Raw genomic sequence first — 26,045 nt, 5'->3', positions numbered from 1 at the left:
AAAGCCCACATTGCTTTTCGCTAGCCAACATTTATCCGCAATTATTGTGTTTAAGTATTATAAAAAAGGGTTTATTGTCCCTATATTGAAAATAGACATACGGGTAATAATTGGTATATGAATTGTTCGTAAATAAACCAATTAATGTGTAAATAAATATTAAATAAGTCACTAAATAGTAAAGCAATATTTGCATAACATGGTTAAAAAAAAGAATTATAAAACTTACCATTTTAAATGGTTGCTAGTGCTTAATTTTGCCGCTATTTTAAGGTTAAGTTGTATTAGATGGAATTAGTATGAGTTTCAAATTGATCTCTTTTTGCTATTGTATTCCCGTACTCTTTTTAAATGGTTGCGATGAGGAAGTGAGTTTATTTAGTAGCAGTAAAACGCCATTAGTGGCTAAAAACGAAAACGCTAATTTACCGGCTACTGCTATTAAGCAAAAGCACCTTGTTGTAGAAGGCCTAATTGAGGGAATTGTACCAAGTCACTGTAAACGTGGTGAAACAGCATATATAAATGCAAAAATGCAAAAGGTTATACGCAACCCAACCGCAAAAGTGACTTATACACTAAAACCCACTGATAATATTTTGTCTGTGTGTGTGGCCAATGATAACTCAGCTATTACTTATCGTTATGGCACTGAGCAAAAAGTTGGCCTTGAGTATACGGCCACTGCGGCGCAGCCATTTGGTAGCTACTATCGTCAAATAGGGAAAGTAGGCGAAAGTATTTTGTTTTTTAACAAAGGCAATTACTATTACTACATTATTAATGCTGGTGGTATGGGCAGTGGTGTTTCAGTGAACGTATATAAAAATAAAACGCTTATTGCGGAGTTTTTCTCTGGTAATGAGGCGTATAACGACTTTGTTATTGCCAGTAATTTAGACTTGCCGAAGTCGTTGGCAATAGAGCTTCAACCACATATAAACACAATGCAATGAATGGATTAAGTAAAGCACATTGTAACATTATTGAACAAGGGCAGTGGTTTTCTAAGCGTGATGCACACTTAAAACAGTTTTTACTAAGCCACGCAAAAACTTTAAGCCTTAGCGCGCACCAATCTCTTTTTTTACGAGGTGATAAACACGACGGTATTTATGCTGTATTAAGTGGTGTGGTGCGTATTAGTGGGGTAAGTAATAATGGTAAAGAAGCTGTTTTAAGCTTTGTTGACGCCTCGCTGTGGTTTGGCGAAGTCACTTTATTTGACCGCGGAATGCGCACTCACGATGTTTATGCGCAAACCGATGTAACACTGTGTTTTATTGGGCAACGCGCACTTGAGCAGCTGTTAAAACAATACCCGCATTATTGGCAAGACTTTGGGTTACTTCTTGCCCAAAAATTGCGAGTTATGTTTACTAGCATGGAAGATCACGCACTATTAAGTGCCGAGCAGCGCGTTGCAAAACGCTTACTTATATTGTGCGCGCATTTAGCGCATAGTAATGGCCATACGTTTACTTTGTCTCAACAACAACTGGCTGATATGACTTACCTTACACGGCAAACCGCCAATCAAATTCTAAAAAAATTAGCAAAGCAGCAACTTATTGAGGTCGGCTATAACAAAGTGACCATTTTAAACCAATCTGCTTTGGAGCTACTTTGTAATCAGTAAATGTCGGCTCCCCGACAGAGTGATATTTTAAAAGCCTGATATAGTGTAAAAAAACACAATAAAAGGCACACACATGAAAACTCTACAGCAACAGCTTGGCACATACGGTTTGTACCATCGCTCTAAACGCAATGTTTTAACTCATTTTTTTGGCATTCCGCTTATTGTATTTGCGGTGCTGTGCTTGTTAGCGCGTATTCAAATCCCCATTGGCAGCCTGCTTATTGATGGCGCGCAGCTTTTTGTTTTTGCAAGCGTGGTGTATTACTTAATGCTGAGCGTGTCGCTTGGCTTAATAATGGGTGTACTGTTTACCTTATTGCTTTTAGCAGCACAGCCAATCGCTGCTATGGCTTTTTGGCCTTGGTTAAGTATTGGTGTGGGCGTGTTTGTATTTGGCTGGGTGCTGCAGTTTATTGGCCATTACTATGAGGGTAAAAAGCCTGCGTTTGTAGATGATTTAATTGGCTTAATTATTGGCCCATTGTATGTAACCGTTGAGTTTTTATTTTTAATGGGTTTTTATAAATCGCTAGAGCATGAAGTTAACGCCATAGCAGGCCCCACCAAGGCATAATGCTAAGCGGCTTAAATATTTAGTTATTTTAGCGTGCTAAATAAAGCGTTAACCACGTTATAAATCATATATCTGTCGTTATAAACGTTTAAAACTTAACACGATTGCTATTAGCAGCGGATAAAATAATAAAGGCAAATAACCCATGCAATACAACAATAAAACCGTGTGGATCACCGGCGCATCATCAGGTATTGGCAAAGAGCTCGCAATACAATTTGCAGCACTGGGTGCCAAGGTTATTTTATCAGCCAGAAGCGTTGATAAACTTAACGAACTAAAACAAAGCTTACATGGCGATGGCCACATTATTGTGCCTCTTGATTTGTCAGCGCCTGAAGCTGTATTGGCTCAAGTTACTGATTTAATTAGTACATTACCTGCTATCGATATTTTAATTAATAACGGTGGGGTATCGCAGCGCAGCTTATTTTTAGAAAACGAATTTAATGTTTACCGCCAATTAATGGAAGTTAACTATTTTGGCCTCATTGCACTTACCAAAGCGGTAGCGCCTACTATGGTTGCTAGGCGCAGAGGCTCAATAGTCTCAATTAGTAGCGTTGCGGGTAAAGTAGGCTCTAAATTTAGAACGGGCTATTCAGGCTCTAAATATGCAGTAGTGGGTTTTATGGATTGCCTGCGTGCAGAGCTTGCAGAGCATAATATTCATTGCTTAACTATTTGCCCCGGCTCTATTAAAACCGCCATTGCACATAATTCGTTAAACGAGCATGGCATAGCGCAAAACAAGCCAGAGCACTCAATAGAAAATGGCATGGATGTAAGCCTAGCTGCTAAAAAAATGATCCTCGCAATTCATAATAAAAAAGACGAAGTGATTGTTGGCAAAGGCTTAAGCGGCTGGGCACCGACCATTAAACGGTTTTTTCCTCGCTTATTTAATCGATTAACCGCTAAAACAAACTATCGGTAGCATCGGGCGATTTAGAGATATAAAATGCTGTAAATTCAATCAATTTAGACAAGGATTCTAAATGAAGTATTTATGGCTTGGCCTGTTTTTTATTGTATTAATTTGGTCCGGAATTAACCCAAAAGATCAGTTTACTTGGCTGCTTGAAGTTATCCCCGCAATCATTGGTTTAGTGCTTATGGCAAGCAGCTATAAGCATTTTAAACTCACCCCCATTTTATATGGCTTTATATTAGCGCATTGTATTGTGCTAATGGTTGGCGGGCATTACACCTACGCCGAAGTCCCTTGGTTTGATAACTTATTTGGCAGTGAGCGTAACAACTACGATAAAGTAGGGCACTTTTTTCAAGGGTTCGTGCCTGCATTATTAGCGCGTGAAATATTACTACGTAAAAACGTAGTAAATGGTAAAGGCTGGCTAAATGTGTTTGTTGTATCGATATGTTTAGCGTTTAGTGCTTTTTACGAACTAATAGAGTGGTGGGTTGCAGTATTAAGCGGTGAAAACGCAGAAGCATTTTTAGGTACGCAAGGGTACGTATGGGATACTCAATCTGATATGGGAATTGCCTTACTTGGGGCTATTTGCTCGATATTGCTGCTTTCAAAAGTACATGATAAACAGTTAAAAAATGTTAAAGATTATTGATTCAAATTTTATGATTAAAAGACAATAAATTATGACTGTAAATACCCACAATTTCACGATAAGCACAGATAAAAGCAAGCTTAACTTTAACGTTATTTATAACTTTATTGCTAATAGCTATTGGGCTAAAGGAATACCTAAAAGCATTATGCAAAAAGCGATTGATAACTCAATGTGCTTTGGTGTTTACAGCGCTGATAACGAGCAAGTGGGCTTTGCCCGCGTAGTAACCGACAACGCCACCTTTGCCTATTTGGCTGATGTATTTATTACCCCAGATTTGCAAGGTAATGGCTTGAGCAAGTTACTTATTAAAACGATAGTAGAGCACCCTGAGCTGCAAGGGCTCAGGCGCTTTTTATTAGCCACTTCTGATGCGCATGGCCTTTATGCGCAATACGGGTTTAAACCGATAGACAACCCAGCAATGCTAATGCAAATTAATACTGAAAATGTGTATGAGGGAAATACTAGAGAGGTATAGTAAAAGGGGAAGAGCATGTTCAATTTAAAGCTCTTGTTAGATTTCGATTGATTTCCCTAGCGCCATAAATTCCTTTGCCTTTTCATCAGATGGCTCTCTACCTGCAACCTTTTCTAATAATTGGCATATTGCGGATAAGTGCATGTGTGCAATATCCATTTGTTTTGATATGTCACTTAGTTCTTGACGCATTTTAACCTGTCCAGAGTCATCATAAATCGCAAAGTTGTGGGTTTTGAAAAAGCCATGAACTAGGTAATTCCGTTTACTTAAGGCATCAGAGATTACTTCTTCTGATGATGAGTCAAACTCTATAACCTTTCTAACTTGACGCAATAAATTTCCAAAAGTTTTACGGTCAACCTCGTCAACTAGTTTTTTATAAACAACTTTGTCAGCTGGTGAAATATTATTTGGGTCAACTGTTAGCGCAATAAATGACAAAACGACATTTCCCGCTTCTAACTCCAATACTTGAGCTTTCTCTGCTACCATACCAAAGTCGGCGTAGAGTTGATGTAAATTTTCAGATTGAATCATAAAAATCTCACGCCCTGTGTTTAGGCAAAAGTATCTTGGTTAAAATGTGAAGCGGAGCGAAATCAATACAACGTAATATAGTCCATTTTAAATAGTTTGTTATGTTAGGTATCGTCATCCTGCTCAGCATCAAAGGATCCTGGAATATGTTCGGCACATGTTTCATAAGCAAAAATATCTTCCGCATCCCAGATATCAAACTGTTCGATTACATCTAAATAGCTAGCAGATTTAAGAACATTGACAGTTAAATATGTTTCATCCCATCTTTCCAATGAACAATCCAAATTGCGTATTTTTTTGATATAAAAATCTTGTTTGTTTCTATCAATTGTTTTGTCAAAGATTATTCTGAGCGTGCGGTTACCGCTTCTTGCTATGACATTTTCAATTTCTAAAATGCCGTTATCGTCCTCAAAAGCTTGTACTTCATCCTTAAAATTTAACGAGTATGAAAAGAATGGAACATTTTCAAGCCGGTAAATATTATTCCCTAGAGGCTCTGCCCACATAGACTCGCCACCAATCATCCAGTGATTGGGTAAAGATACGTGAACCTTAACTAATCCTTCGTTGCTCATTTAAATGCCTAACAACTTTATCAAAGGACACTTTCCTCTTTTTATGAGCAATGTATGTCCTCTTAATTATTTTTAATATTAATAACAAATCTTGTAACACATTGCGAGTATTAAACTTTAAGGCGGGGTGTTCTTTTTATGGCAGGTGGAAAAGAGGAAATTGTCCTCATTTTCTGACTTAGGAGGAAAAACGCCAGCGCAGTAAGCAAATACAGCAGTTAAAGATTTAAAATGACATCCAAACCCCTTTTTTAATCATTTAACCGCCACTAAAAACTGCATCGAAAATATAAGTAACCGCTATAAGTACATTTGTTTATGCAAGCCTATTATAAAAGGTGGTTTTTGGCTGGTGGAGGCTATAAAACGAGGTGATGTATTATTTGCTAAACGCGTCTTGCTGCTTTTAAAACAGTATAGACACGATATTTATACCAATCGACTTAAATATTTAGCCTTTCTCGCGTGCTAAATAAAGCGTTAACTGCGTTATAAATTTCTCATGTAGAAAAGCTACATGTCGAAATTTATGCCTTGTTATCACTCTATTTATCCGTCGCTATAAATGTCTAATTACTTAACACGATTGGTATTATCTGGCTTTTTTAGCCTCAAGCGCTTCTATTTCACTCCAGATTTTTTCGGCTTCTGCGCTTAACATGGCGTAGCTTTTAATGTCGCCTTTACGCTGTGCTTGCATGCCTTGCTCAAGCTTTGCATCGTACTCTTTACGTAGTTTTTTTGTCGGGTCTGATTTAAATAGTGAAAACATGTGGCTCCTTAGTTTTATAAAAGTATTAGGGCGTGTTGATCTTTGCGGATTGAAATTTGTTCAATCTAGGGGCGATTAAATCGCGGCGCGAGGTTTGTAACCTAGTGGGCTAAGTAAAAACCGAGCAAAGCTTCCGCGTCCTGCTCACGCCCCTTACCTACATCCATGTAGGCAACAAAGAGTTTATCGCCCCTAGGCAGAACCCGAAGGGCAGCGCATGTTTGGCATTTATGCTGCGTTATCGCCTATTTATGGGGAGTAACCACACTTCATAGGCTCTGCCTTGCCTAAAAACCAAACATACTGCTGCAAATTCAACCATCAAAGTTCAACACGCCCTAGCATTACCATACGCTACAAAGAGCTAAATAGTTCTTTTAGCTGAAGGGCGTTTACCTTGCTATATAAAAACAAGGTAAACGCATTATTTGCTATGCTGCGGTTACTAACGGTTTTATTGCTCAGGCTCAAGGCGTTTAATTCCTTGTCCGTCAATGCCTAAGTAAATATAGCCATCACTGCCTTGTGCTAAGCTGCGAACGCGGCCTATTCCTTCTAAAATTTTATATTGCTTTGAAACACCTTTGTTAGATATTTCCAGTACACTTAAAAACGAAAATTTCATAGACGATAGCAAAAGCTTGCCTTTTAAATGCGGGTACTTATCGCTGCTAACCAATAACATGTCAGAAGGGGCAATGGAGGGGGTCCAATGCAGTACGGGCGATTGCATGCCGTCTTTTTCTTGTATGTCGGTAAACGACGTACCGCTGTAATTAACACCATAACTAACCACCGGCCAGCCATAATTAGAGCCCGCTTTAATTATGTTTAGCTCATCGCCGCCGCGTGGGCCGTGCTCATGAGACCATAACGTTTGTGTTGTTTTATCAAACCACATGCCTTGCGGGTTACGATGTCCGTAAGACCAAATAGCGTGTTTAGCGCTTTTTTGATTTACAAACGGGTTATCACTTGGTATACGGCCATCAGTGTGTAAGCGATAAATTTTACCGCCATCACGGGTTAAGTCTTGCGGGTTTTTATCGCGCGAGCCGCGATCGCCAATCGAAAAGTAAACATACCCTTGGTTATCAAACACAATACGGCTTCCGTAGTGCTGGCCTTTTGTGCTGTTATGCTCACCTTTGTATAGCAATTGTGTGCTTAAAAGCTCAGTGCGATCGTCACTAAGTTTGGCGCGCATTAGAGCTGTATTACTGCCACTTTTAGCGCCTTGGGTACTTGAGTAAGTTATGTAAAGCCATTGGTTATCGTTTGCGTCGCTATGTAGGGCTAAATCAAGTAAACCGCCTTGCCCGTTGGCATCAATTTGTGGCAAACCCGAGAGCTTAGTTAAGTTAGATGAGTTTTTAAGTAGTAAATAAAGTGTGCCGCTTCGCTCGGTTATAAGTAAATCACCGTTACTTAACGGCTCGATAGCCCAGGGGATAGTTACCCCTTTTGCCACACTGACGGCCTTTACATTGAGCGGTAATACATCAAGGGTTTTGTAATCTACAGCTGCCACTGGCATTGAAACGAGTACAGCTATAAACGCCGTTGATAATGTTTTAGCAATCGTTTTTGTTGGTAAAAACACAGTTGTTGTCCTGTCCAATAAATAAGCAAGTAATACCTACATTAGCATGCTGCTGATGATTTTGCTAAATGTAGCGCTTTAATAAAAACTATATATATTTCAATCATAAAGAGTTTTCCCGCAGTGCTGTATGGCTGGTTTTAATATTTTAAACAGCTATTTATTACACCTTAATTGAGGCTTTAGTGCAGCGCTTTAAATTAGGACGCTGCGTAAAAATTGCGCTAAAAAACTGAATGTTTACTCTAATACTATTGAAATTAATTTTTTTGGGCGTACACTTGTGCGCTGAAGTTTGAGCGTACACATGTAAGTTCAAATTTAATATTTAATATCCAAGAGATTAATAGTGATGATTACTAAAGTATTAGACCAATTTTCGAAGTGGTTTTTACACCATCAAAGCTTTGCAGGCTACATTGAGCCTATTATGCAAATGGTTAAGCCTGCGTGGCGTGCTGGTCTTTATAGAGCAAAAATAGAAGAGCTGACGCAGCACAATGGTGATTTTTTAAGTATTACCTTAAAGCCAACTCAGCACTGGCAGGCACACATTGCTGGCCAACATATTAGTTTAACGGTAGAAATAAACGGGCGTTTATTAACTCGTGTGTTTACAGTTGCCTCAAGCCCTGAGCAATTTAAAAAAACGGGGTTGGTGCGTTTATTAATTAAAACTAATGAGCAAGGGCGTTTTACAAGCCTTTTAAGCAGGGCTTTACGAGTCGGTGAGTGGTGCAATGTTTCAGCGCCTAGTGGCGACTTTGTTTATAAAAACACCCAAAACAATGCAACGTTTATAGCGGGCGGCTCGGGTATTACACCTATGCTTGCCATGATTAGTGAGCATTTAAAATATACCACACAAAAAGTATCGCTGATTTACTATGCCAAAGCTGCTGCACACCAATGTGTAGACGAGCTAAGCGCATTAGCAAACCAGTTTTCGCATTTTTCTTTTTTACTGCTCACACGCGAGCAATCAGATGATATTACTCGCCATGTAAATGTATGGGAAAACCCAGACATATACTGCTGTGGGCCTGCAAACTTTATGAAAACGGTGTGTGACTTTGCTAAAAAACACCATTTAAATTACTACCAAGAGGCATTTGGTTTAACGCTGCCAAGCCAAAATGACGACAGCCTGTTTAACGTACAGATTAATAGCAGCGCTCATGTTGTAAATGCTAACAACGCATTGTTAGCACAGTTTGAGGCAAAACAATTACCGGTTAAACGCGGGTGTGGCATTGGTATTTGCCACCAGTGCCAGTGCATTAAAAAGTCAGGCGTGGTGCGTAATTTAAAAACTGGTGAGTTGAGTGATAACGGCGAGCAGTTAATTCAACTGTGTGTAAGTCAACCTGTTAGCGACTTGGAGTTACAGCTATGAAAAACATAAACTTTGATCAGTTAGCCCACGATTTAGATAGCATAAAAATGGATACGCTAGGCAAAGTAGGGCAACAAGATGCAAACTACATTCGCTCGGTTGTTAAAAAGCAGCGGCTATGTGAGTGGAGTGGCCGTATTTTACTTATGCTGGGCTTTATTCAGCCACTTTTATGGGTTGTGGGTGTACTGTTATTAGCGCTGGCAAAAATTTTAGACAACATGGAAATTGGCCACAATGTTATGCACGGCCAATACGATTGGATGAACGACAAGCAGCTTAACTCGCAGCATTATGAATGGGATATTGCTTGCGATGGGCAAAGTTGGCATCGCGTTCATAACTTTGAACACCACACCTACACTAATATTATTGGTAAAGACCGCGACTTTGGTTATGGCTTATTGCGTTTAAGTAATGATTTTAAATGGCGTTTAAAAAATGTATGGCAGTTTATTACGTATATTAATTTGAGTGTGCTGTTTCAGTGGGGTGTGTCGTATCACGAGCTGGCAGCGGAACGTGTGTTTATAGGTAAAAAGAAAGAAAACCGCGAAGGGGGTGTATCGCATTCTACCCTAAAACAGCGCTTTTTTAGTAAAGGTGCGCGCCAATTAATAAAAGATTATGTGATATTTCCTTTATTGGCAGGCCCTTTGTTTTTATGGGTATTAGCAGGCAACTTACTGGCAAATTTAATCCGTAATTTATGGACCTCAACCATTATTTTTTGTGGCCACTTTACCGAGGACACAGAAACCTTTAAACAAGAAGACTGCATTAACGAAACGCAAGGGCAGTGGTACTATCGCCAAGTTTTAGGCTCATCAAATATTAAAGGCCCGCATTGGTTTCATGTTTTAACTGGGCATTTAAGTTGCCAAATTGAGCATCACTTATTTCCTGATATGCCGTCCTCACGCTATCAAGAAGTGGCCCCGCAAGTGCAAGCCGTTATGCAAAAGCACGGTATTGATTATCATACCGGTGGTTTTTTTAAACAGTATAGCTCGGTATTAAAACGTATTATTAGGTACTCGTTTAAATAAATAATGTGCCTTTAAAAAGCCGATTAATGAAGATGCATTAATCGGCTTTTTTGTATGTGCTTAACAATATGGCTAATTTATAAACAGCAGTTGCAAAAAATTCTTTTTGATAATTAAAAAAGCCTCAGTTTTGCTATGGTTAAATGATGCATGAATGTCATACAATGGAGAAAAATAGACCACACAAGAGAGATTAAAATGGCCGCATTCGGTACCGTGTTTATGCCGCAGATGATTCAAGCTCGTTTTTCTGATAACCAATGGAGCGAAAGCTCAATCGTCCCTTCCGATAAACTTGAACTTCATGCGGGCGCGCACGTCCTTCATTATTCAAGCACGTGTTTTGAAGGCTTAAAAGCTTTTCGCCACGAAGATGGCTCTATTTATATTTTTAGAATAGATGCAAACATTGCGCGTATGCAGCAAAGCTCTGCGTTATTAAGCTTACCAAGCTTTGACGGTCAAATGCTAAAAGAGATGATTATCGAGATTGTTAAAGAGTATGCTGATGAAACGCCATTGCCACCGGGCTCTATGTACATTCGCCCAACTCACATAGGAACAGAAGCTGCCATTGGTAAAGCGGCTGCACCGTCAATGAGCTCGTTGTTATATACACTTTTATCGCCAGTTGGCGATTACTTTACCGGCGGCGCTACTGCGCTGCGTGTATTACTTGAAGAAGATGGCATGCGCTGTGCCCCGCACATGGGCATGGTAAAAAGTGGCGGTAACTACGCCAGTGCACTTGCACCAATTAGCGCAGCACGCGAAAAATACCAAGCCGATCAAATCTTGTTTTGCCCTGGCGGCGACGTACAAGAAACAGGTGCTGCTAACTTTATTCTTATTGATGGTAACGAAATTATTACCAAAGCGCTCGATAGCACGTTTTTACATGGCGTAACCCGTAATAGCATTTTAACCATTGCAAAAGATTTAGGTATGACGGTAAGCGAGCGTAACTTTAGCGTTACCGAGCTTTTAGAGCGTGCTGCAAAGCCAGGCACAGAAGCTGCACTTTCAGGCACTGCTGCGGTATTAACACCGGTAGGCACGTTTATTCATAACGATAAAGAATACAAAGTAGGCAGTGGCGAGCCAGGCCCTACAACAGCGCGATTACGCCAAGCATTGAACGATATTCAATGGGGTAAAAGTGAAGACAAACACGGCTGGTTAACTAAAATCTAATTGATTTGAGCAGTTCGCAGTAAAAAGCCACCGACTAGGTGGCTTTTGTGTTTTTGAGTACATTCTGAAATGGTTAGCGCTTAAAACTTCATTTCTATTTTGCCGTACACGTAACGGCCATTAAATCCGTAGGGCGAAAAGCTCGAATACGTAAACAAGCGAGAAAAAGTAGAGACTTCTTCTACATTTTCGCGGGTAGGATCTGGGTATACATCAAAAATGTTATTGGCACCTAAACTAAGCGTTAGGTTATCAGTAGCGGCATAAGCCACATCTAAATCAGTGATCCACTTAGGTTTTAATACCTCGTTTAGTCCAGGCGTTGATGAAGGGTCTTGGGTTTCACCATAACGCGTAGTTCTAAGTGTGGTACGCAGCGCATCATGGGTCCATGTAGCACTTAAATTGTATTTATTGCGCGGGGTGCTTACTTCAAAGCGGCGCAGCTCTGTACCTGAGAACAAGTTGTCTTGATCAAACCCAGCACCTTGCAGTTCAGCGGGCGGGTCAATAATATCAGTGACTTCATTTTTGCCGTAGTTATAGCCTAAGTTAAAGGCAATATCGCCATAGCCATCGGTGATTAAGTTGTACGAGGCAACCACATCAACACCGCGCGTTTTACTATCTATAGCGTTTAAGAAAAAGCGGCCTTGGTTAGCGCCCGTGCCTGCTAGCAACTCTTCTATTGCTGCGCCCGATAAATTGTTAGATAAAACAATACGGTCATCAATTAGTATTTGATAGTAATCAACCGATAAGCTGAAATTAAAGTCGGTAGACCAAGTAAAGCCAACCCCGTAGTTAGTGGCTTCTTCGGCATCAAGGCCCGGTGATCCAAGCGCTTTGGCTACATCGCTGCTTGGTGCAAAGGTGCCGGTTTCGGTCGGAACGCTATCAACAAATACGGTAGCAACCGAAGTAAAATATTGCTGTTGTAATGAAGGCGCTCTAAACCCTGTTGAGGCTGAAGCGCGTATGGCTAAATCTTCGGTTAACGAATAGCGCGTTGCAATTTTGCCGTTAAGTGTATCGCCAAAATCTGAGTAATCCTCATAACGGGCTGCCACAGCAATATTCCAATCATCTGTCAGGTAGGTTTCTAAGTCTATGTAAAAGCTTACATTGTGGCGGCTGTTGTCACCTTCTGATTCAGGTGTAAAGCCTGGAAATACCTGCGCACCTGCTGCACCAAATGGGCCATCCTCGCCTGTGACTACGCCACCTGGGCCAAATGAGCCTTGTGCGTATGAGGCTTCTTCGCCAGCTTCTATTTGATAGCCTTCTGTACGGTACTCAGCCCCAATGGCAACACTTACTGCGCTTTCTAAAAAGCTGACGTCAACTTCGCGGCTTAAATCAACATTTAAAGTAAGTTGATCGTATGTCAGCGTACCGGCATCAAAGCGTGTTTGGCTAGTGGGGCCGTATGACGTATTTAAACTATTGGTTACACCAAATTCGAACGCATCTTCACCATACACAGCCGATACATCGTAGTTCCAATCACTTATAAAGCCTTTAACACCTAACGCGAGTGAGTAGTCGTTTATATCTGAGGTGATCACAGGTAAAAAACCGTCAGGGTATATTTCTTCTATATTACGGCTATCGCTTGCGCGTCTATAAAAACCAGCGCCTTCACCTTCACGTTTGCTGTAAGAGCCAAACGAATATAAATCGATATCGTTTGTTAATTGATAACCTGCATTATAAAAAACCGATAGGTCTTCTACATCCCCATTACCAAAGTTATGGTTATAACGGTTAACTGTAAACTCGCGGGGGTCGAGCGAGCCATCTTCTAATCGGTCGTAGTTTTCGCGTTGATCGTAATCGGCACGGTTAGTTGAGTGGCGGTCGCGGTATTCAGTCGAAATGTTTAAAAAGCCATTATCACCAAGCTCTAAACCAATATTGCCTTGCAAAGTGAGCGTTTGCCCATCGGTTAAAGAGCGATCGCCGCCTTCGGTAAATGCTAGGTTGCCATCGCTACCCTCAGATACCGATTCAAGCTGAGGTACACCATCCATTTCGGTGATATTAGCCCCATAAATAGCCGCAAGGGAGCCGCCGCTGCTTGCGCTTTTAAGTACAATATTAATCACACCCGCTATAGCATCAGAGCCGTATTGCGCCGCAGCGCCATCGCGTAAAACTTCAATGCGTTCAATTGCATTAGCTGGTATTGCATTTAAATCTACAGAAGATGAGCCACGCCCCGTTGAACCATTTAAATTAAGCAGTGCGCTACTATGACGACGCTTCCCATTAACCAGCACTAAGGTATGATCGGGTGCTAAACCACGAAGTTGTGCAGGGCGTACATGATCACTGCCATCGGTAAGCGATGCCTGTGGAAAGTTAAAACTTGGTAACAAATTGCTCAGTAGTGCGTTTGTTTCCGTAAAGGCCTGAACTGGTAAGCGCCTCAGCGCCAATAATATCAATAGGTACGGCGCTGTCTTCAACTGTGCGACCTAAACGGCGTGAGCCAATAACGCTTATTTGCTCTATATCTTCTTGTACTTGAGGTGTTTGCTGTGCCGCGTGTGCAGTAAACGCACCAAATAGCGAAAGCGATGCACCCACAGCCACTGCTGTACTCACTTTTAAGTTATTTAACCTAAACGGAAGGCTTTTATTCATGTTGTTAATCCTCATCTGATCACCCATTGATTTAAAGTTTTTGTTTTTATAGCTGCTACTTTTTAGTGGAGCTGCTTTGAGAACATAAACCGCATTAACAAAATGAGTCAATTGAATAACATTCAATTAAAATTAAAGGGTATATAGTTACAAGGTTTAATTAATAAAACTAAATGAGGTAAAAGCTATAAATAGGCTAGGATTTGTAAGTAACTGATGGGGCTTAAAATAATTGTCAACCATGAGGTTTACTTTTGATTAACAGGTAAGAGCAGTGTGCACGCCTTTAATAATGGCTATTGCTAAGCCTTTTTTAAATTAAGTGTATAACCCACCTTTTATATGTTAAATAAATTAACATATAAAGAGCAGATTATTTAAGCTGAAATTTGTATAGCGTTTAAAAAGGTTGCCAGTGATTTTTATAATAAAATAATATAAAAATTAAAATTTTATTTTACCGATAAGTATATCTTTAAACATGACCCAATCTCCCCATAAGCTATAAAGGGGGTGCTTAAATGTAGCGGGGCGGTTTTTTTCAAAAAAGAAATGCCCAATCCAAGCAAATCCGTAGCCAATAACCGGTAATAACCACAGCAAGCTATATTGCTGCTTGATCAATGCAATAAAGATGACTGCAAGTACTAGCGTGCTGCCAATAAAGTGAAGCCTTCTGCAGGTTACATTGCGGTGCTCTTTTAAGTAATACGGGTAAAACGCTTTAAAGGAGTTAAAAGTGTGTGGTGTGTTCATAGTCAATGCTCTTATTTTTATAGTTTATTAAATATACAAGGGCCTGCTAAATTTTGCAGGAAAAATTTTTGCAAACAAGGGGCTATTTAATCGCGGCGCAAGGTTTGTAACCGAGTGGACTCGATAACGCCTCCTGCGCACGCCTTTTATTTGCAATAACCCTTACACAGGCTCTTCCTTTAACTAAACGCTTAACAAGATGTGCTCGTGGCTTTTATTGTACTGGTGAGAATAACCGCTGATAGGTTTTATAGGCGTATTCATCGCTCATGCCGCTTAGGTAGTCGCATATTATGCGCATCCCTTGGTTTTGTTTTTCAGCGTCTAGATAGAGCGCTTGCGTTGTTTCGGGTAATAAACGCAGAGGGTCACTGGCAAAAGCGGTAAATAATTCAATCAGTAAGTTTTGACCTTTAAACTCTATTTGCTGCATTTCTGGGTCGCGTATTAAGCGATTAAATACAAAATGTTTGAGTATTTGTAAAACGCGCTCGTACTGTGGGTCTAGCTTTGCAGTGTACTTTAAAATAGGGCACTCAAAATCACCATGCTGAACATCTAAATGAATATGAATAATAAACATATTTACCAGCTCGCCAATGGCGTCTTTACGCTCAAAATCGTTTTTTGAAAATAAGCGTTGGGTAAGCGAGTCTAATTTAGTGTTTAACCAATCGTAATTAAGCGCGTTTAAGTGGGGTAATGCGTGTGTTTGCCAATCATCTAATGTGAGTACTTTAGTGGCTATGGCATCTTCTAGGTCGTGCACTGCATATGCTATATCATCGGCATGTTCCATTATGGCGCTATCTAACGATTTATAACGGGTTTTTGCACGGTACTGATCTATTGGTGTATGGCTAGTTAATAGCGCTTTGTCGTTGTCGCTTAAAGGGGCAATGATCCATTTAAATATTTGTGCATCGTCTTTGTATAAGCCTTTAGCGGGGCGCCAATCATCTGCTTTTATAAATGAGCGTGTGTTATTTACCTTCGGAATGGTGTGCCATAAATCGTCTATAAATGCGGGATATTTAATAAAGCCAAGCAACGTGCGGCGCGTTAGGTTCATGCCGTGGCCGTTAGAGTAAGGCTCAAGTTTAGCGACTATACGCAATGTTTGTGCGTTGCCTTCAAATCCACCGTGCTCACGCATCATATAATTTAAGGCAATTTCGCCGCCATGGCCAAACGGGGGATGGCCTATATCGTGGGCTAAACATAAGGTTTCTAATAAACCGGTAGAGGGGAAGTGTTCAAAATCGCTGTGTTGTGCTTTTAAATGCCGCAATATGCCGGTACCAATTTGCGATACCTCCAAAGAATGCGTTAAGCGTGTGCGATAAAAGTCGTTTAAGCCTATCCCCATAATTTGGGTTTTTGCTTGTAAGCGCCTAAAAGCTGCGGCATGAATTATACGAGAGCGGTCTACCTGCCAAGGGGAGCGATTATCGTTAGGGCGATTCTTATACTGTTCTATTATTCGGCTTTGCCATTGCTTATCCATACTGCTTACTCACAAAACATTGTTATACACGGTATAAGCTCAGTATACCCATGCCCTAATAAATTGCGAATGAACAAGTACATAACCTGAGCTGGTGGATAATATATTTATCGCAAGCAGCCACTTTAGCATTTTTTAGCAAAGCGCGGCCCTTAAAGAGTTACACACAGGGTGTTATTCGCGTTTATATAGTGGCTTAGGTATAATGGGGTTTCGTATGTGTGTGTATTACCCATGCATAATTGTTGTTTGAAAGAGAGACTACATGCTAAAAACCATTTTAAAGCTGTTACTAAGCGTATTTTTTTTATGGGCGCTTGCATACCCGTTTATGCAAAGTAATGAGCAAGAGGTTGAAGAACAAACCACAGGTGAACAACCTAAAAAAGTAAAGAAAAAAGAAAAACCCCTGCACAATGTTACCTTACCTAAATTTTCTGAATTTGCTGATGTAAAAGAGAAAAAACAGGCATTTTTTGATTTTATTCGCCCACATGTTGAGGCTGAAAATAAAAAAATATTACAGCAACGCGCTAAGTTAGAAATTGCGCGTATGATGCTTGAATACAACGAACCGCTCGAGAAAAAACAACAGCGCGACATCGTTAATATTTTAAAAGCCTATGGCTTACCTGAAACAGTAAACACCCTAATTTTAAGCCAAGCGCTGCGCCGTGTTGATATTATTCCTAAAGAGCTTGCGCTAATGCAAGCGGCGAATGAGTCGGCGTGGGGTACATCGCGCTTTGCACGCATAGGGCTTAACTTTTTTGGCCAATGGTGTTATTCAAAAGGGTGCGGTATGGTGCCAAGACGCCGCAATAGTGGAGCGGCGCACGAAGTTGCTGCATTTAAGTCGGTACGCGCAGCAGTAAGCTCGTATTTTAGAAATATAAACACGCATAATGCCTACAAAGATTTACGCCTAATACGCGAAGATTTACGACAACAGCAAAAGCCCATTGCGGCAACGGCACTAACGCATGGTTTAATGTCGTACTCAGAGCGCGGCGAGGCCTACATAGAAGAGCTAAACACCATGATTAACCAAAACAGAGCTTACTTTGATGAATAAAAAACGACTCATAAATATTAACGCCATACTCATTTTATTAAGTTTGGCGGCAAGTACCGTCAATGCCAAAGAGTTTGTTATGTCGTACGATGGCTTTTACGATAGATTAAAAGTGGTTAACAAGGGCGACTTTCAATATGCAAGGGTTAACTTTTACATTAGCGATATTGCCACAAACGAGGCATGTGCAATTAAAAGCGGCACAATTTTAACTGAAAATAACGAATACCCGCTTAATTTTACCGATAAAGCACAGTTACTTTTACCGTTTGATAAGCAGCTCGATACGGATAAAGCCGTTATTGTTGTAGAGCCACAAAATCCTGATCACGATTGTCAGTTAAAATTGCAAATTGAGGCCAGCGAATTTGAAGGGCTTAGCTTAACTAAAGATTCGTTGTACACAATTAATAACGAGTTAGATGAACTTTTAACAGATTTATCGGGCTTTTTTGTTAGTAAGCTTATGTGGTTTTTATTGCCTGAGCAAAAAGGCGTTGCTGTAACGTTTAAAGAGCCTGTGACCTTTAATAACCCATATATACAGTGCGAAAAATCAATCTGCTACTTTGCTGTACAGGATAACTGGGAAGATGACGTAAATCTGCTTGGTGATATAGAAAACGTAGTTAAAGTAACCCCGTGGATAGCAAAATAAGTTACTGGGGTTTTATAAAAAACGGCGCTTAATATAGCGCCGTTTTTTTATGCGTTATTTTGGCAGTGTTTGGGTTGAATCACGTTTTATAAGGGTGGGTTCAAACACGCGGTTTATGTGTAAGTTTTTATACTGATACACATCTTGTAGCACCATTTTTGCAGCCATTTCTCCCATTTCTTCTACTGGGTTATCTATGGTGGTAAGTGTAGGGTAAAGATAATTGGCAAATATAACGTTATCAAAGCCAATAACCGACAAATCGTTTGGTAAATTAAAGCCATGCTCACGGGCGTATTTCATAGCACCTGATGCCATTTCATCGTTGGCACACACTAAAGCACTAAACGGAATACGCGTGTTGAGTAGTTTTTCAAGGCCTTTGCTGCCGCCAATTTCGTTAAAATCACCTTCGTAAAATAGCGCCTCATTAAAGGGAATGTTTTTTTCGTGCAGCGCTTTTTTATGGCCTTTTAAACGGTTTCTGGCATCGGCTTTAACTTGCGGCCCCGCGATATAAGCTATATTTGTGTGGCCTTGTTCAACAATAGATTTACTGGCTAAGTAGCCGCCGAGTTCGTTATCTAGGCTAATGCAGTTACTTTCAAGTGAATGTACGTATCGGTTAATAAGGTAAATAGGGGTTTTACCTTTACTTAGCTCAATTAGGTAGTCATCACTGACTGACTCTACATGTAAAATTAGCGCATCGCATTTGCGGCTAATTAAAAATTCAATGCCGTCTTTTTCTTTATCGTCTTCACTGTGACCGGTGGTAATAATAACGTGCTTACCCGCGGCGCGCAGGGCTGACTCTATGCCTGCCATCATTTGAGCAAAGAAAGGACCATGAAGCTCTGATACCAAAATACCCACGCTGTTGGTTCTGTTTGAGGCAAGCGATTGCGCAATAGAGTTGGGCTTATAGCCCAGCTGCTGCATTGCATCGAGTACTTTTTTAGTGGTTTTTTCACTTACGCGGGTGTTTTTATTCATTACCCGTGACACTGTAGCTAACGATACGCCAGCAAGCTCCGACACTTCATAAATTGTGGCCATGTTATTGTTAACTCACTTATATCCTTTATTTTGGCGGGCAAATAATACCGTACCCACCAAATGTTAACTAGCACTAGTTTTTAGCGATGCCTGTATAGAGGCTAACTGTGCGTTATTGAGCGTGTATTTACGCATAATAAATGCAACAAACAAAGAACCAAACGCCGGTATAATAGTAAACGATAATAAAATACCCTGCTGCGTATCAAGGCTCTGCATTGTTTGCGCCTGATAATTATAAAAAGACAGCAGCCAGCCTGCAATTGCACCGCCTAACGCCACACCCATTTTTATAAAAAATATAACGCCCGAATACACAAGGCCAGTAATTCTTACCCCAGTTTTGTGGTGCCCGTAGTCTATGGTGTCGGCCATTTTTGCCCATAGTAGCGGGGTGGCCATATCTAAAAAAAACTTCCACAAAATAAAGGCAGCAAATGCCAAGGTAATGTTATCAGGGGAGATAAAATAGCTCGCAATACATATGCCCGCAGCGATTAACTGCAAACTAATATAGGCTTTTATTTTACAAAATCGCTTAGCCAACGGCTGAGCACACGCACACCCAACCATACTGGCAACCACTCCTAGGGTCATAAAGGAGGTAATTAAATCTTCTTGCCCTAAATAGTATTTAACGTAATAAACCCCTAAGGTTAAACGTAATACTTGGCCAGTGAGTAAAAATAGCGCGGCAGCGCACAGGACTCGCCATTGATCGTTTTTAATCAAGGTTTTTAAACTTTTAAACAACGACAGGTTTTGCTCAGGCGGTTGCTCTACGCGCTCTTTGGTACCAAAAAAACACAGTAAAAATAACACTAAGCCAAGCAAGCTCATTGCCGTCATGGTGTATTGGTAGCCTTTGGCATTATCGCCTTGGCCAAAGTATTCAACCATTGGCATTGTACAGCCCGCAACAATAACGCCGCCTAACATACCAAACACAAAACGATAAGATTGCACGCTAACACGCTCTTTTACATCGTTAGTGAGCACGCCACCTAATGCGCAATAAGGAATATTTATGGCGGTATACGCCACCATAAGCATGGTGTAGGTAGTAAAGGCGTAAATAATTTTATCAGTGCCTTCAAGCTCTGGCGTGGTAAAAGCTAAAATACTAATAAGCGCAAAGGGCAGGGCAAGCCACAATAAATAGGGCCTAAAATGGCCAAAGCGCGACTGGGTTTTATCGGCTAAGTTGCCCATAACTGGGTCGGTGATGGCATCAAACAACCTAACCACTAAAAACATGGTGCCTACCACCGCTGGAGAAAGCCCTACTACATCTGTGTAGTACAGCATTAAAAACATCATAACTGTTTGAAAAATAATATTACTTGCCGTATCGCCAAGGCCATAGGCTATTTTTTCTTTTACACTTATCATGATGTTAGGTTCTCGCTTTTTGATTTTTATTTATGCGATTAATCGAATAGCTTTTATTGGCTATTTACGGCTTTGTATCAAGCTTTTATAAGCTTGGCCACTGGCTTTTATAGTACGTTGCTGAGTTTTATAATCAACGTAAACAATACCAAAGCGTTTTAAGTAGCCCTCAGCCCATTCAAAATTATCCATTAAGCTCCACGCAAAGTAACCAATAATATTAACCCCTTGCGCTGTGGCATCGTGCACGGCATTTAAGTGGCTATGATAATAGTTTAGGCGTTCTACATCGTTTACCTCGCCATTTTTAATGGTGTCGGGCATAGCCGCGCCGTTCTCGGTAATATAAATAGGCGGTAAGGTGTAGGTGTTATTAAGCGTTACAAGTAAGTCGGTAAACGACTGCGGGTAAATTTCCCAGCCCATGTCAGTTAAAGGCCCTTGTGGTGCAAGTGGCTCGTATATATCGCTAGGGTGCGCTTTGTATACTTGGCGCGTATAAAAATTAATGCCTAAGTAATCAATAGATTGTGAAATTATGTCCATATCGCCAGGGTGGATTTCAGGCTGCTGATTGCTAGGAAGCTGTTTTATAATTTCGGGGTATTGGCCATCCATTATTGGTTTCATATACCATTGATTTAAATAATCATCGGCGTAGCGAGCTGCATTTATATCCTCTGCTGACTGCGTTAATGGGTAGCAAGGTGTAAAATTAAGCACAATACCATTTTGAGTATTAGGCGAGGTTTGCTTTAATACATCCATTGCCAAACCATGGGCAAGCAATAAATGGTGCGCCGCTTTTTTACCGTACTCTTTGCCCACTAAACCTGGGGCATGTATGCCTACTTCGTAGCCTAAAAAGGCACTGCAAAATGGCTCATTTAGGGTCGCGTACGAAAATACCCGCTTGCCAAATGCTTGGCTAATAAGCTTTACATACCGAGCAAATTCATAAGCTGTATCGCGATTTAACCAGCCGCCTTTATCTTCTAAATGTTGAGGTAAATCCCAGTGATATAGCGTTACAAACGCTTTAATGTTGCGCTTATTAAGCTCATTAAGAATATTAGTATAAAACTTTACGCCCTCAGGGTTTAGCTCGCCCGATAAGGTAATAACGCGCGGCCAAGAGATAGAAAGTCGATACGCATCTACGCCAAGCGAGTCTATTAATTCAATATCATTTTGCCACTGGTTGTAATGATCGCAGGCAACATGCCCATTTGAGCTGTCGGCTATTTTGTTGGGTGTATCGCAAAAGGTATCCCATATACAGGGTAGGCGATGCTCATACCCGCCTTCAATTTGAAATGATGCCGTAGCCACACCATAAACAAAGTTTTTTGTTAATAGAGGTGAATGAGATGGTAACGATAATTTTGTCATTAGTAACAAACCTTTTTAAACCTTAAATGCATAAATAGCCACTGTATTTACTGCGATGAAGCGTAAGGGCGCGTTTATAAAAAAATAAAACTTGTTGAAATATGTTACATGTTCGTATTTAATTACACGTGAAAGCGCTTACATTTTTAGATTAGTGTTAATTGATACGAAGGTCAACTCTTTAATGTTGCTGGGTTACACGGCAATTTTTAATAACGACTTTTGCATTAATTTATAATAATAAATTGCGGAGAGCCCATGGCCAGTTCAGCACCACTGACGACACACACACAGTCGCAAAACTACCAAGATAAAAACTATGGTTTTGCATTAACATCTTTAACTACTTTATTTTTTATGTGGGGATTTATTACCTGCTTAAATGATATTTTAATCCCGCATTTAAAAGCGGTGTTTAACCTAACTTATGTTCAGGCAATGCTGGTTCAGTTTTGTTTTTTCGGCGCTTATTTTTTAATGTCACTGCCAAGTGGCTATATAGTTAAAAAATTAGGGTATAAAAAAGGCATTGTAGTGGGGTTACTTATAGCGGCATGTGGTTGTGTACTTTTTTACCCAGCCGCGGCGCTACATAATTACCCAGTATTTCTGTTTGCTTTATTTGTTCTGGCAAGCGGTATTACCTTATTGCAGGTTTCTGCGAACCCTTATGTAAGTTTATTGGGCGCCCCTAAAACAGCGTCTTCTCGCCTTACCTTAACGCAAGCATTTAATGCGCTAGGCACAACGGTTGCCCCTACATTTGGTGCATTTTTGATTCTTGACTCTGCCTCTGAAGCGTTTTTAACACCGGCACAAAATGCAGAGTCGGTACAACTTCCTTATTTACTATTAGCAGGCATGCTTATTTTACTAGCCGGTATTTTTGCATGGCTTAAATTGCCAGACATAATGAATGAGCAAAAAGAAGCCGCTGAAAAGTCAGAGACAATTGAAGGTAGTGCATGGCAATACCGCCACCTAACACTCGGTGCTGTGGGTATATTTATGTATGTAGGTGCAGAGGTTGCGATTGGCAGTTTTTTAGTTAGCTTTTTAGCCCAAGAAAATATTGCTGGATTAAAAGAGCATGTTGCCGCTCACTACATCACATATTATTTTGGCGGAGCTATGGTGGGGCGTTTTATTGGTGCAGCGGTAATGCAAAAATTACCCGCAGGTAAAGTACTTGGCTTTAACGCAAGTATGGCTATTATTTTGGTGGTTATTGCCATGAGCACGTCGGGTCAATTAGCAATGTGGTCAATACTACTGGTTGGTTTATTCAATTCTATTATGTTCCCAACTATTTTTAGTTTAGCGTTAAATGGCCTGGGTAAGCATACCGCGCAGGGTTCTGGTATTTTGTGCTTGGCGATTGTAGGGGGTGCAATAGTGCCTCTTTTACAAGGTGCACTTGCTGATAGTGTGGGTGTTCAACTTTCGTATGTTTTACCTATTTTTTGTTACTTATTTATCGCGTTTTATGGTTTAAGCGGAAGCAAACCAGTTCAAGCTCAGGAGACTCTATAATGAAAACCCTTTTTTCACTTAATAAAATAGCACGTGCCTCATTAATTGCATCACTAGGCATTTTAGCGGCTTGTTCAAATGACGGGACCACCACTCCTGAAGCTAATAATGCGCTGTCTAAAACAGAGAAAATTTGGCCAAAACTTAATATTGCCGTAAAACAAGACCCAAAAATTGAAGCTAAAATAGCTGATTATTTAAAAACGATGACACTTGAGCAAAAAGTAGCTCAAATGATTCAACCAGAAATTCGTGATATTACCGTTGAAGACATGCGCAAATATGGCTTTGGCTCATACCTAAACGGGGGCGGTGCGTTTCCTAATGGTGATAAACACGCAACACCAATGGACTGGGTAAAATTGGCTGAAGATTTTTATCAGGCGTCGGTAGATGACTCTATCGATGGCAGTAAAATACCCACAATGTGGGGCACCGATGCGGTGCATGGTCACAATAATGTAATTGGTGCGACCTTATTTCCGCATAATATTGGTTTAGGTGCGGCAAACAACCCTGCATTGATTGAGCAAATAGCAGCTATCACTGCGGTTGAAGTAATGGCAACGGGTATTGATTGGGTATTTGCACCTACAGTGGCAGTTGTGCGTGACGACCGCTGGGGCAGAACCTATGAAGGTTATTCAGAAGATCCTCAAATAGTACGTGATTATTCAGCCGCAATTGTAAATGGTTTACAGGGCAAGGCCGATGGCGACTTTTTAAGTGATAAACGTGTTATTAGTACCGTTAAGCACTTTTTAGGTGATGGCGGCACAGTCGATGGCGATGACCAAGGTAATAATATCGACAGTGAGCAAGATTTGTTTGATATACATGCCCAAGGTTATGTAGGTGGCTTATCGGCGGGAAGTCAGTCGGTTATGGCATCGTTTAATAGCTGGCATGGGGTTAAAAACCACGGCAATAAATACCTGTTAACCGATGTGCTTAAAACCCGCATGGGCTTTGATGGTTTTGTGGTAGGGGATTGGAACGGCCACGGCCAAATTGAAGGCTGTACAAACGAAAGCTGTGCACAGGCTGTTAACGCGGGACTTGATATTTTTATGGTGCCAACGGGCGCTTGGAAGCCGCTGTACGAAAACACCATAGCGCAAGTGAAAGCTGGCGAAATTAGCATGTCGCGCATTGATGATGCAGTAAGTAGAATTTTACGCGTTAAATTGCGTGCTGGTTTATTTGATAAACCAAGCCCGGCTAAGCGTCAGTTTTCGGGTAAAACTGAGCTAATTGGTGCCCAGCAGCACCGCGAAGTTGCGCGTCAAGCAGTACGTGAATCACTTGTTTTACTTAAAAACAAAAACAATATTTTGCCTCTTGATGCAAACCAAACTGTACTTATTGCCGGCGATGGAGCCGATAACATAGGTAAGCAGTCGGGTGGTTGGAGTATTACTTGGCAAGGGACAAATAACAAAAATACTGATTTTCCTGGTGCCACGTCTATTTACGCAGGCCTTGAAAAACAAATTACTGAGGCGGGTGGACGTGCCATTTTAAGTGTGGATGGCTCATATGAGCAGCGCCCAGATGTAGCCGTTGTGGTATTTGGTGAAGAGCCTTATGCAGAAGGCCATGGCGATAGAGACAACCTTGAATTTGAGCGCGGTAATAAAAAATCGCACGCGTTATTAAAGTCGTTAAAAGAGCAGGGTATTGCGGTTGTATCGGTATTTATTTCGGGTCGCCCTATGTGGGTTAACAGTGAATTAAATGCCTCAGATGCATTTGTTGCAGCATGGCTGCCAGGTACAGAGGGCGGCGGTATTGCCGATGTTATTTTAAAAGGCAAAGATGGCAGCATTCAACATGACTTTAGCGGCAAGCTTTCGTTTTCATGGCCTAAAACAGCAGTACAAGCAACGGTTAATAAAGGCGATGACGATTACAGCCCATTATTACCGTACGGCTTTGGTTTAACTTATGGCGATAAAAATGTATTGGCTGATAATTTAGATGAAGACTCTAAATTAGATAGCTCAGCACTCACTAGTATGGATATTTTAGTTGGCGCACCGGTTGCTCCGTGGCGTTTATTACTTAAATCTGGCGATGAGCTATTAGATGTATCAAGCAGTACTCACCAACTGGGTGCACTTAAATACCGTACTGAGGATAAAACTGTTCAAGAAGACGCGCGCCAATTTAATTTTAGTGGCGAGCAAAAGGCAAGTGCTGAAATAGTCACAAGCTTTGCAGAAGATACCATTACGTATTTAGAGGCTAATGGCGTTATTAGTTTTGATATTAAACTCAATGAGCCACTAACCGATGACGTAAACCTTGCTATGACTTGTTCAGGTGAGTGTGGTGGTGCGATTGCCTTGAGTAAAATGGTTGATCAATCCATCAAAAATAAATGGCAGTCGGTGTCGGTAGACTTACGTTGTTTTGCGAACCAAGGCGTAGACTTTGCAAGCCTTACAAGCCCGTTTAGTTTACATGCAAGCAGCAAAACCTCAGTGTCGGTAGCAAACATTCAGTTTGTGCCTAATAAGGCAGATTCTGCTGGGCTTAAATGTCAGTAATCATTTTGTTTTAGTGTGTGTATGTCAAAGCCCTTCAATTGAAGGGCT

General features: G+C 40.8%; 22 protein-coding genes and 1 pseudogene. 13 read left to right on the top strand and 10 right to left on the bottom strand.

Annotated features, from left to right (window positions below; genetic code table 11):
* Positions 1 to 299: 299 nt before the first annotated feature.
* The 6 genes from MTF68_RS03220 (at position 300) to MTF68_RS03195 (ending at position 4,289) form a co-directional block, all read left to right on the top strand.
* Positions 300 to 956 carry a hypothetical protein gene (locus tag MTF68_RS03220; protein ID WP_248461646.1) on the top strand — a complete coding sequence of 219 codons (657 nt, stop codon included), beginning with the start codon at positions 300 to 302 and terminating at the stop codon, positions 954 to 956.
* Positions 953 to 1,639 (top strand): Crp/Fnr family transcriptional regulator, encoded by a 687-nt coding sequence (locus MTF68_RS03215; RefSeq protein ID WP_024033419.1) that lies wholly within the window; start codon positions 953 to 955, stop codon positions 1,637 to 1,639. The genes MTF68_RS03220 and MTF68_RS03215 overlap by 4 nt, the downstream gene beginning before the upstream one ends.
* A 73-nt stretch (positions 1,640 to 1,712) precedes the next feature.
* Entirely contained in the window at positions 1,713 to 2,216 is a 504-nt protein-coding gene (locus MTF68_RS03210) for an Mpo1-like protein (protein ID WP_064384970.1), read from the top strand.
* Between the two features lie 145 nt (positions 2,217 to 2,361).
* Positions 2,362 to 3,153, top strand: coding sequence for an SDR family oxidoreductase (locus MTF68_RS03205; protein WP_248461645.1), 792 nt, complete (start codon positions 2,362 to 2,364; stop codon positions 3,151 to 3,153).
* Positions 3,154 to 3,214: 61 nt separating this feature from the next.
* Positions 3,215 to 3,805 (top strand): DUF2238 domain-containing protein, encoded by a 591-nt coding sequence (locus tag MTF68_RS03200; protein WP_029772243.1) that lies wholly within the window; start codon positions 3,215 to 3,217, stop codon positions 3,803 to 3,805.
* A gap of 31 nt (positions 3,806 to 3,836) precedes the next feature.
* Entirely contained in the window at positions 3,837 to 4,289 is a 453-nt protein-coding gene (locus MTF68_RS03195; RefSeq protein ID WP_248461644.1) for a GNAT family N-acetyltransferase, read from the top strand.
* 36 nt (positions 4,290 to 4,325) lie between these two features.
* On the opposite strand, the gene MTF68_RS03190 is transcribed toward MTF68_RS03195, so the two are convergent.
* The 4 genes from MTF68_RS03190 to MTF68_RS03175 all read right to left on the bottom strand — a co-directional run bounded on the left by MTF68_RS03190 (position 4,326) and on the right by MTF68_RS03175 (position 7,719).
* Positions 4,326 to 4,829 carry a hypothetical protein gene (locus MTF68_RS03190; protein ID WP_024033424.1) on the bottom strand — a complete coding sequence of 168 codons (504 nt, stop codon included), beginning with the start codon at positions 4,827 to 4,829 and terminating at the stop codon, positions 4,326 to 4,328.
* Positions 4,830 to 4,933: 104 nt separating this feature from the next.
* Positions 4,934 to 5,410 (bottom strand): DUF4265 domain-containing protein, encoded by a 477-nt coding sequence (locus tag MTF68_RS03185; RefSeq protein WP_248461643.1) that lies wholly within the window; start codon positions 5,408 to 5,410, stop codon positions 4,934 to 4,936.
* 592 nt (positions 5,411 to 6,002) lie between these two features.
* On the bottom strand, positions 6,003 to 6,182 hold the full coding sequence (locus MTF68_RS03180) for a DUF6435 family protein (protein WP_029772742.1): 180 nt from the start codon (positions 6,180 to 6,182) through the stop codon (positions 6,003 to 6,005).
* A 454-nt stretch (positions 6,183 to 6,636) separates the two neighbouring features.
* Positions 6,637 to 7,719, bottom strand: a complete 1,083-nt coding sequence (locus MTF68_RS03175) for a PQQ-dependent sugar dehydrogenase (RefSeq protein WP_248461701.1) — start codon at positions 7,717 to 7,719, stop codon at positions 6,637 to 6,639.
* A 418-nt stretch (positions 7,720 to 8,137) separates the two neighbouring features.
* Here MTF68_RS03175 and MTF68_RS03170 point away from each other — a divergent pair, with 418 nt between their 5' ends.
* The 3 genes from MTF68_RS03170 (at position 8,138) to MTF68_RS03160 (ending at position 11,424) form a co-directional block, all read left to right on the top strand.
* Positions 8,138 to 9,181 (top strand): FAD-binding oxidoreductase, encoded by a 1,044-nt coding sequence (locus MTF68_RS03170; RefSeq protein WP_248461642.1) that lies wholly within the window; start codon positions 8,138 to 8,140, stop codon positions 9,179 to 9,181.
* Positions 9,178 to 10,230: an acyl-CoA desaturase gene (locus MTF68_RS03165; protein WP_096041549.1), complete on the top strand. Its 1,053-nt coding sequence runs from the start codon at positions 9,178 to 9,180 to the stop codon at positions 10,228 to 10,230. Before MTF68_RS03170 ends, MTF68_RS03165 begins: the two co-directional genes overlap by 4 nt.
* Positions 10,231 to 10,380: 150 nt before the next feature.
* On the top strand, positions 10,381 to 11,424 hold the full coding sequence (locus MTF68_RS03160; RefSeq protein WP_282448180.1) for a branched-chain amino acid aminotransferase: 1,044 nt from the start codon (positions 10,381 to 10,383) through the stop codon (positions 11,422 to 11,424).
* 80 nt (positions 11,425 to 11,504) lie between these two features.
* Here the strand turns inward: MTF68_RS03160 and MTF68_RS03155 are convergent.
* The 3 genes and pseudogenes from MTF68_RS03155 to MTF68_RS03145 all read right to left on the bottom strand — a co-directional run bounded on the left by MTF68_RS03155 (position 11,505) and on the right by MTF68_RS03145 (position 16,336).
* Positions 11,505 to 14,073: pseudogene (locus MTF68_RS03155) on the bottom strand (TonB-dependent receptor).
* A gap of 444 nt (positions 14,074 to 14,517) precedes the next feature.
* Complete coding sequence (locus tag MTF68_RS03150; protein ID WP_024033431.1) at positions 14,518 to 14,829, bottom strand: Mpo1-like protein; 312 nt, start codon at positions 14,827 to 14,829, stop codon at positions 14,518 to 14,520.
* A 214-nt stretch (positions 14,830 to 15,043) separates the two neighbouring features.
* Entirely contained in the window at positions 15,044 to 16,336 is a 1,293-nt protein-coding gene (locus tag MTF68_RS03145) for an anti-phage deoxyguanosine triphosphatase (protein WP_029772710.1), read from the bottom strand.
* Positions 16,337 to 16,601: 265 nt separating this feature from the next.
* Here MTF68_RS03145 and MTF68_RS03140 point away from each other — a divergent pair, with 265 nt between their 5' ends.
* Positions 16,602 to 17,411 (top strand): glucosaminidase domain-containing protein, encoded by an 810-nt coding sequence (locus MTF68_RS03140; RefSeq protein ID WP_029772709.1) that lies wholly within the window; start codon positions 16,602 to 16,604, stop codon positions 17,409 to 17,411.
* The gene (locus MTF68_RS03135; RefSeq protein ID WP_282448179.1) at positions 17,404 to 18,069 is read left to right on the top strand and encodes a DUF2987 domain-containing protein; all 666 of its coding nucleotides are present in this window, start codon (positions 17,404 to 17,406) and stop codon (positions 18,067 to 18,069) included. Before MTF68_RS03140 ends, MTF68_RS03135 begins: the two co-directional genes overlap by 8 nt.
* A gap of 54 nt (positions 18,070 to 18,123) precedes the next feature.
* On the opposite strand, the gene MTF68_RS03130 is transcribed toward MTF68_RS03135, so the two are convergent.
* From MTF68_RS03130 to MTF68_RS03120, 3 genes are all read right to left on the bottom strand, one after another.
* On the bottom strand, positions 18,124 to 19,128 hold the full coding sequence (locus tag MTF68_RS03130; protein WP_024033435.1) for a LacI family DNA-binding transcriptional regulator: 1,005 nt from the start codon (positions 19,126 to 19,128) through the stop codon (positions 18,124 to 18,126).
* Between the two features lie 63 nt (positions 19,129 to 19,191).
* Positions 19,192 to 20,520: an MFS transporter gene (locus MTF68_RS03125; protein ID WP_248461640.1), complete on the bottom strand. Its 1,329-nt coding sequence runs from the start codon at positions 20,518 to 20,520 to the stop codon at positions 19,192 to 19,194.
* Positions 20,521 to 20,580: 60 nt separating this feature from the next.
* On the bottom strand, positions 20,581 to 21,912 hold the full coding sequence (locus MTF68_RS03120) for a GH1 family beta-glucosidase (RefSeq protein ID WP_248461638.1): 1,332 nt from the start codon (positions 21,910 to 21,912) through the stop codon (positions 20,581 to 20,583).
* 258 nt (positions 21,913 to 22,170) lie between these two features.
* On the opposite strand from MTF68_RS03120, the gene MTF68_RS03115 reads away from it, so the two are divergent.
* Both MTF68_RS03115 and MTF68_RS03110 read left to right on the top strand, forming a co-directional pair.
* On the top strand, positions 22,171 to 23,445 hold the full coding sequence (locus tag MTF68_RS03115; RefSeq protein ID WP_024033438.1) for a sugar MFS transporter: 1,275 nt from the start codon (positions 22,171 to 22,173) through the stop codon (positions 23,443 to 23,445).
* Positions 23,445 to 25,997, top strand: coding sequence for a glycoside hydrolase family 3 N-terminal domain-containing protein (locus tag MTF68_RS03110; RefSeq protein WP_248461637.1), 2,553 nt, complete (start codon positions 23,445 to 23,447; stop codon positions 25,995 to 25,997). Before MTF68_RS03115 ends, MTF68_RS03110 begins: the two co-directional genes overlap by 1 nt.
* Positions 25,998 to 26,045 lie beyond the last annotated feature (48 nt).

The sequence above is a fragment of the Pseudoalteromonas sp. 2CM37A genome (genome assembly GCF_023161885.1).
Taxonomy (GTDB): Bacteria; Pseudomonadota; Gammaproteobacteria; order Enterobacterales; family Alteromonadaceae; genus Pseudoalteromonas; species Pseudoalteromonas atlantica.
Note: the sequence above shows the minus strand (reverse complement) of the source record. Positions and strands in the feature narration are given on the sequence as shown.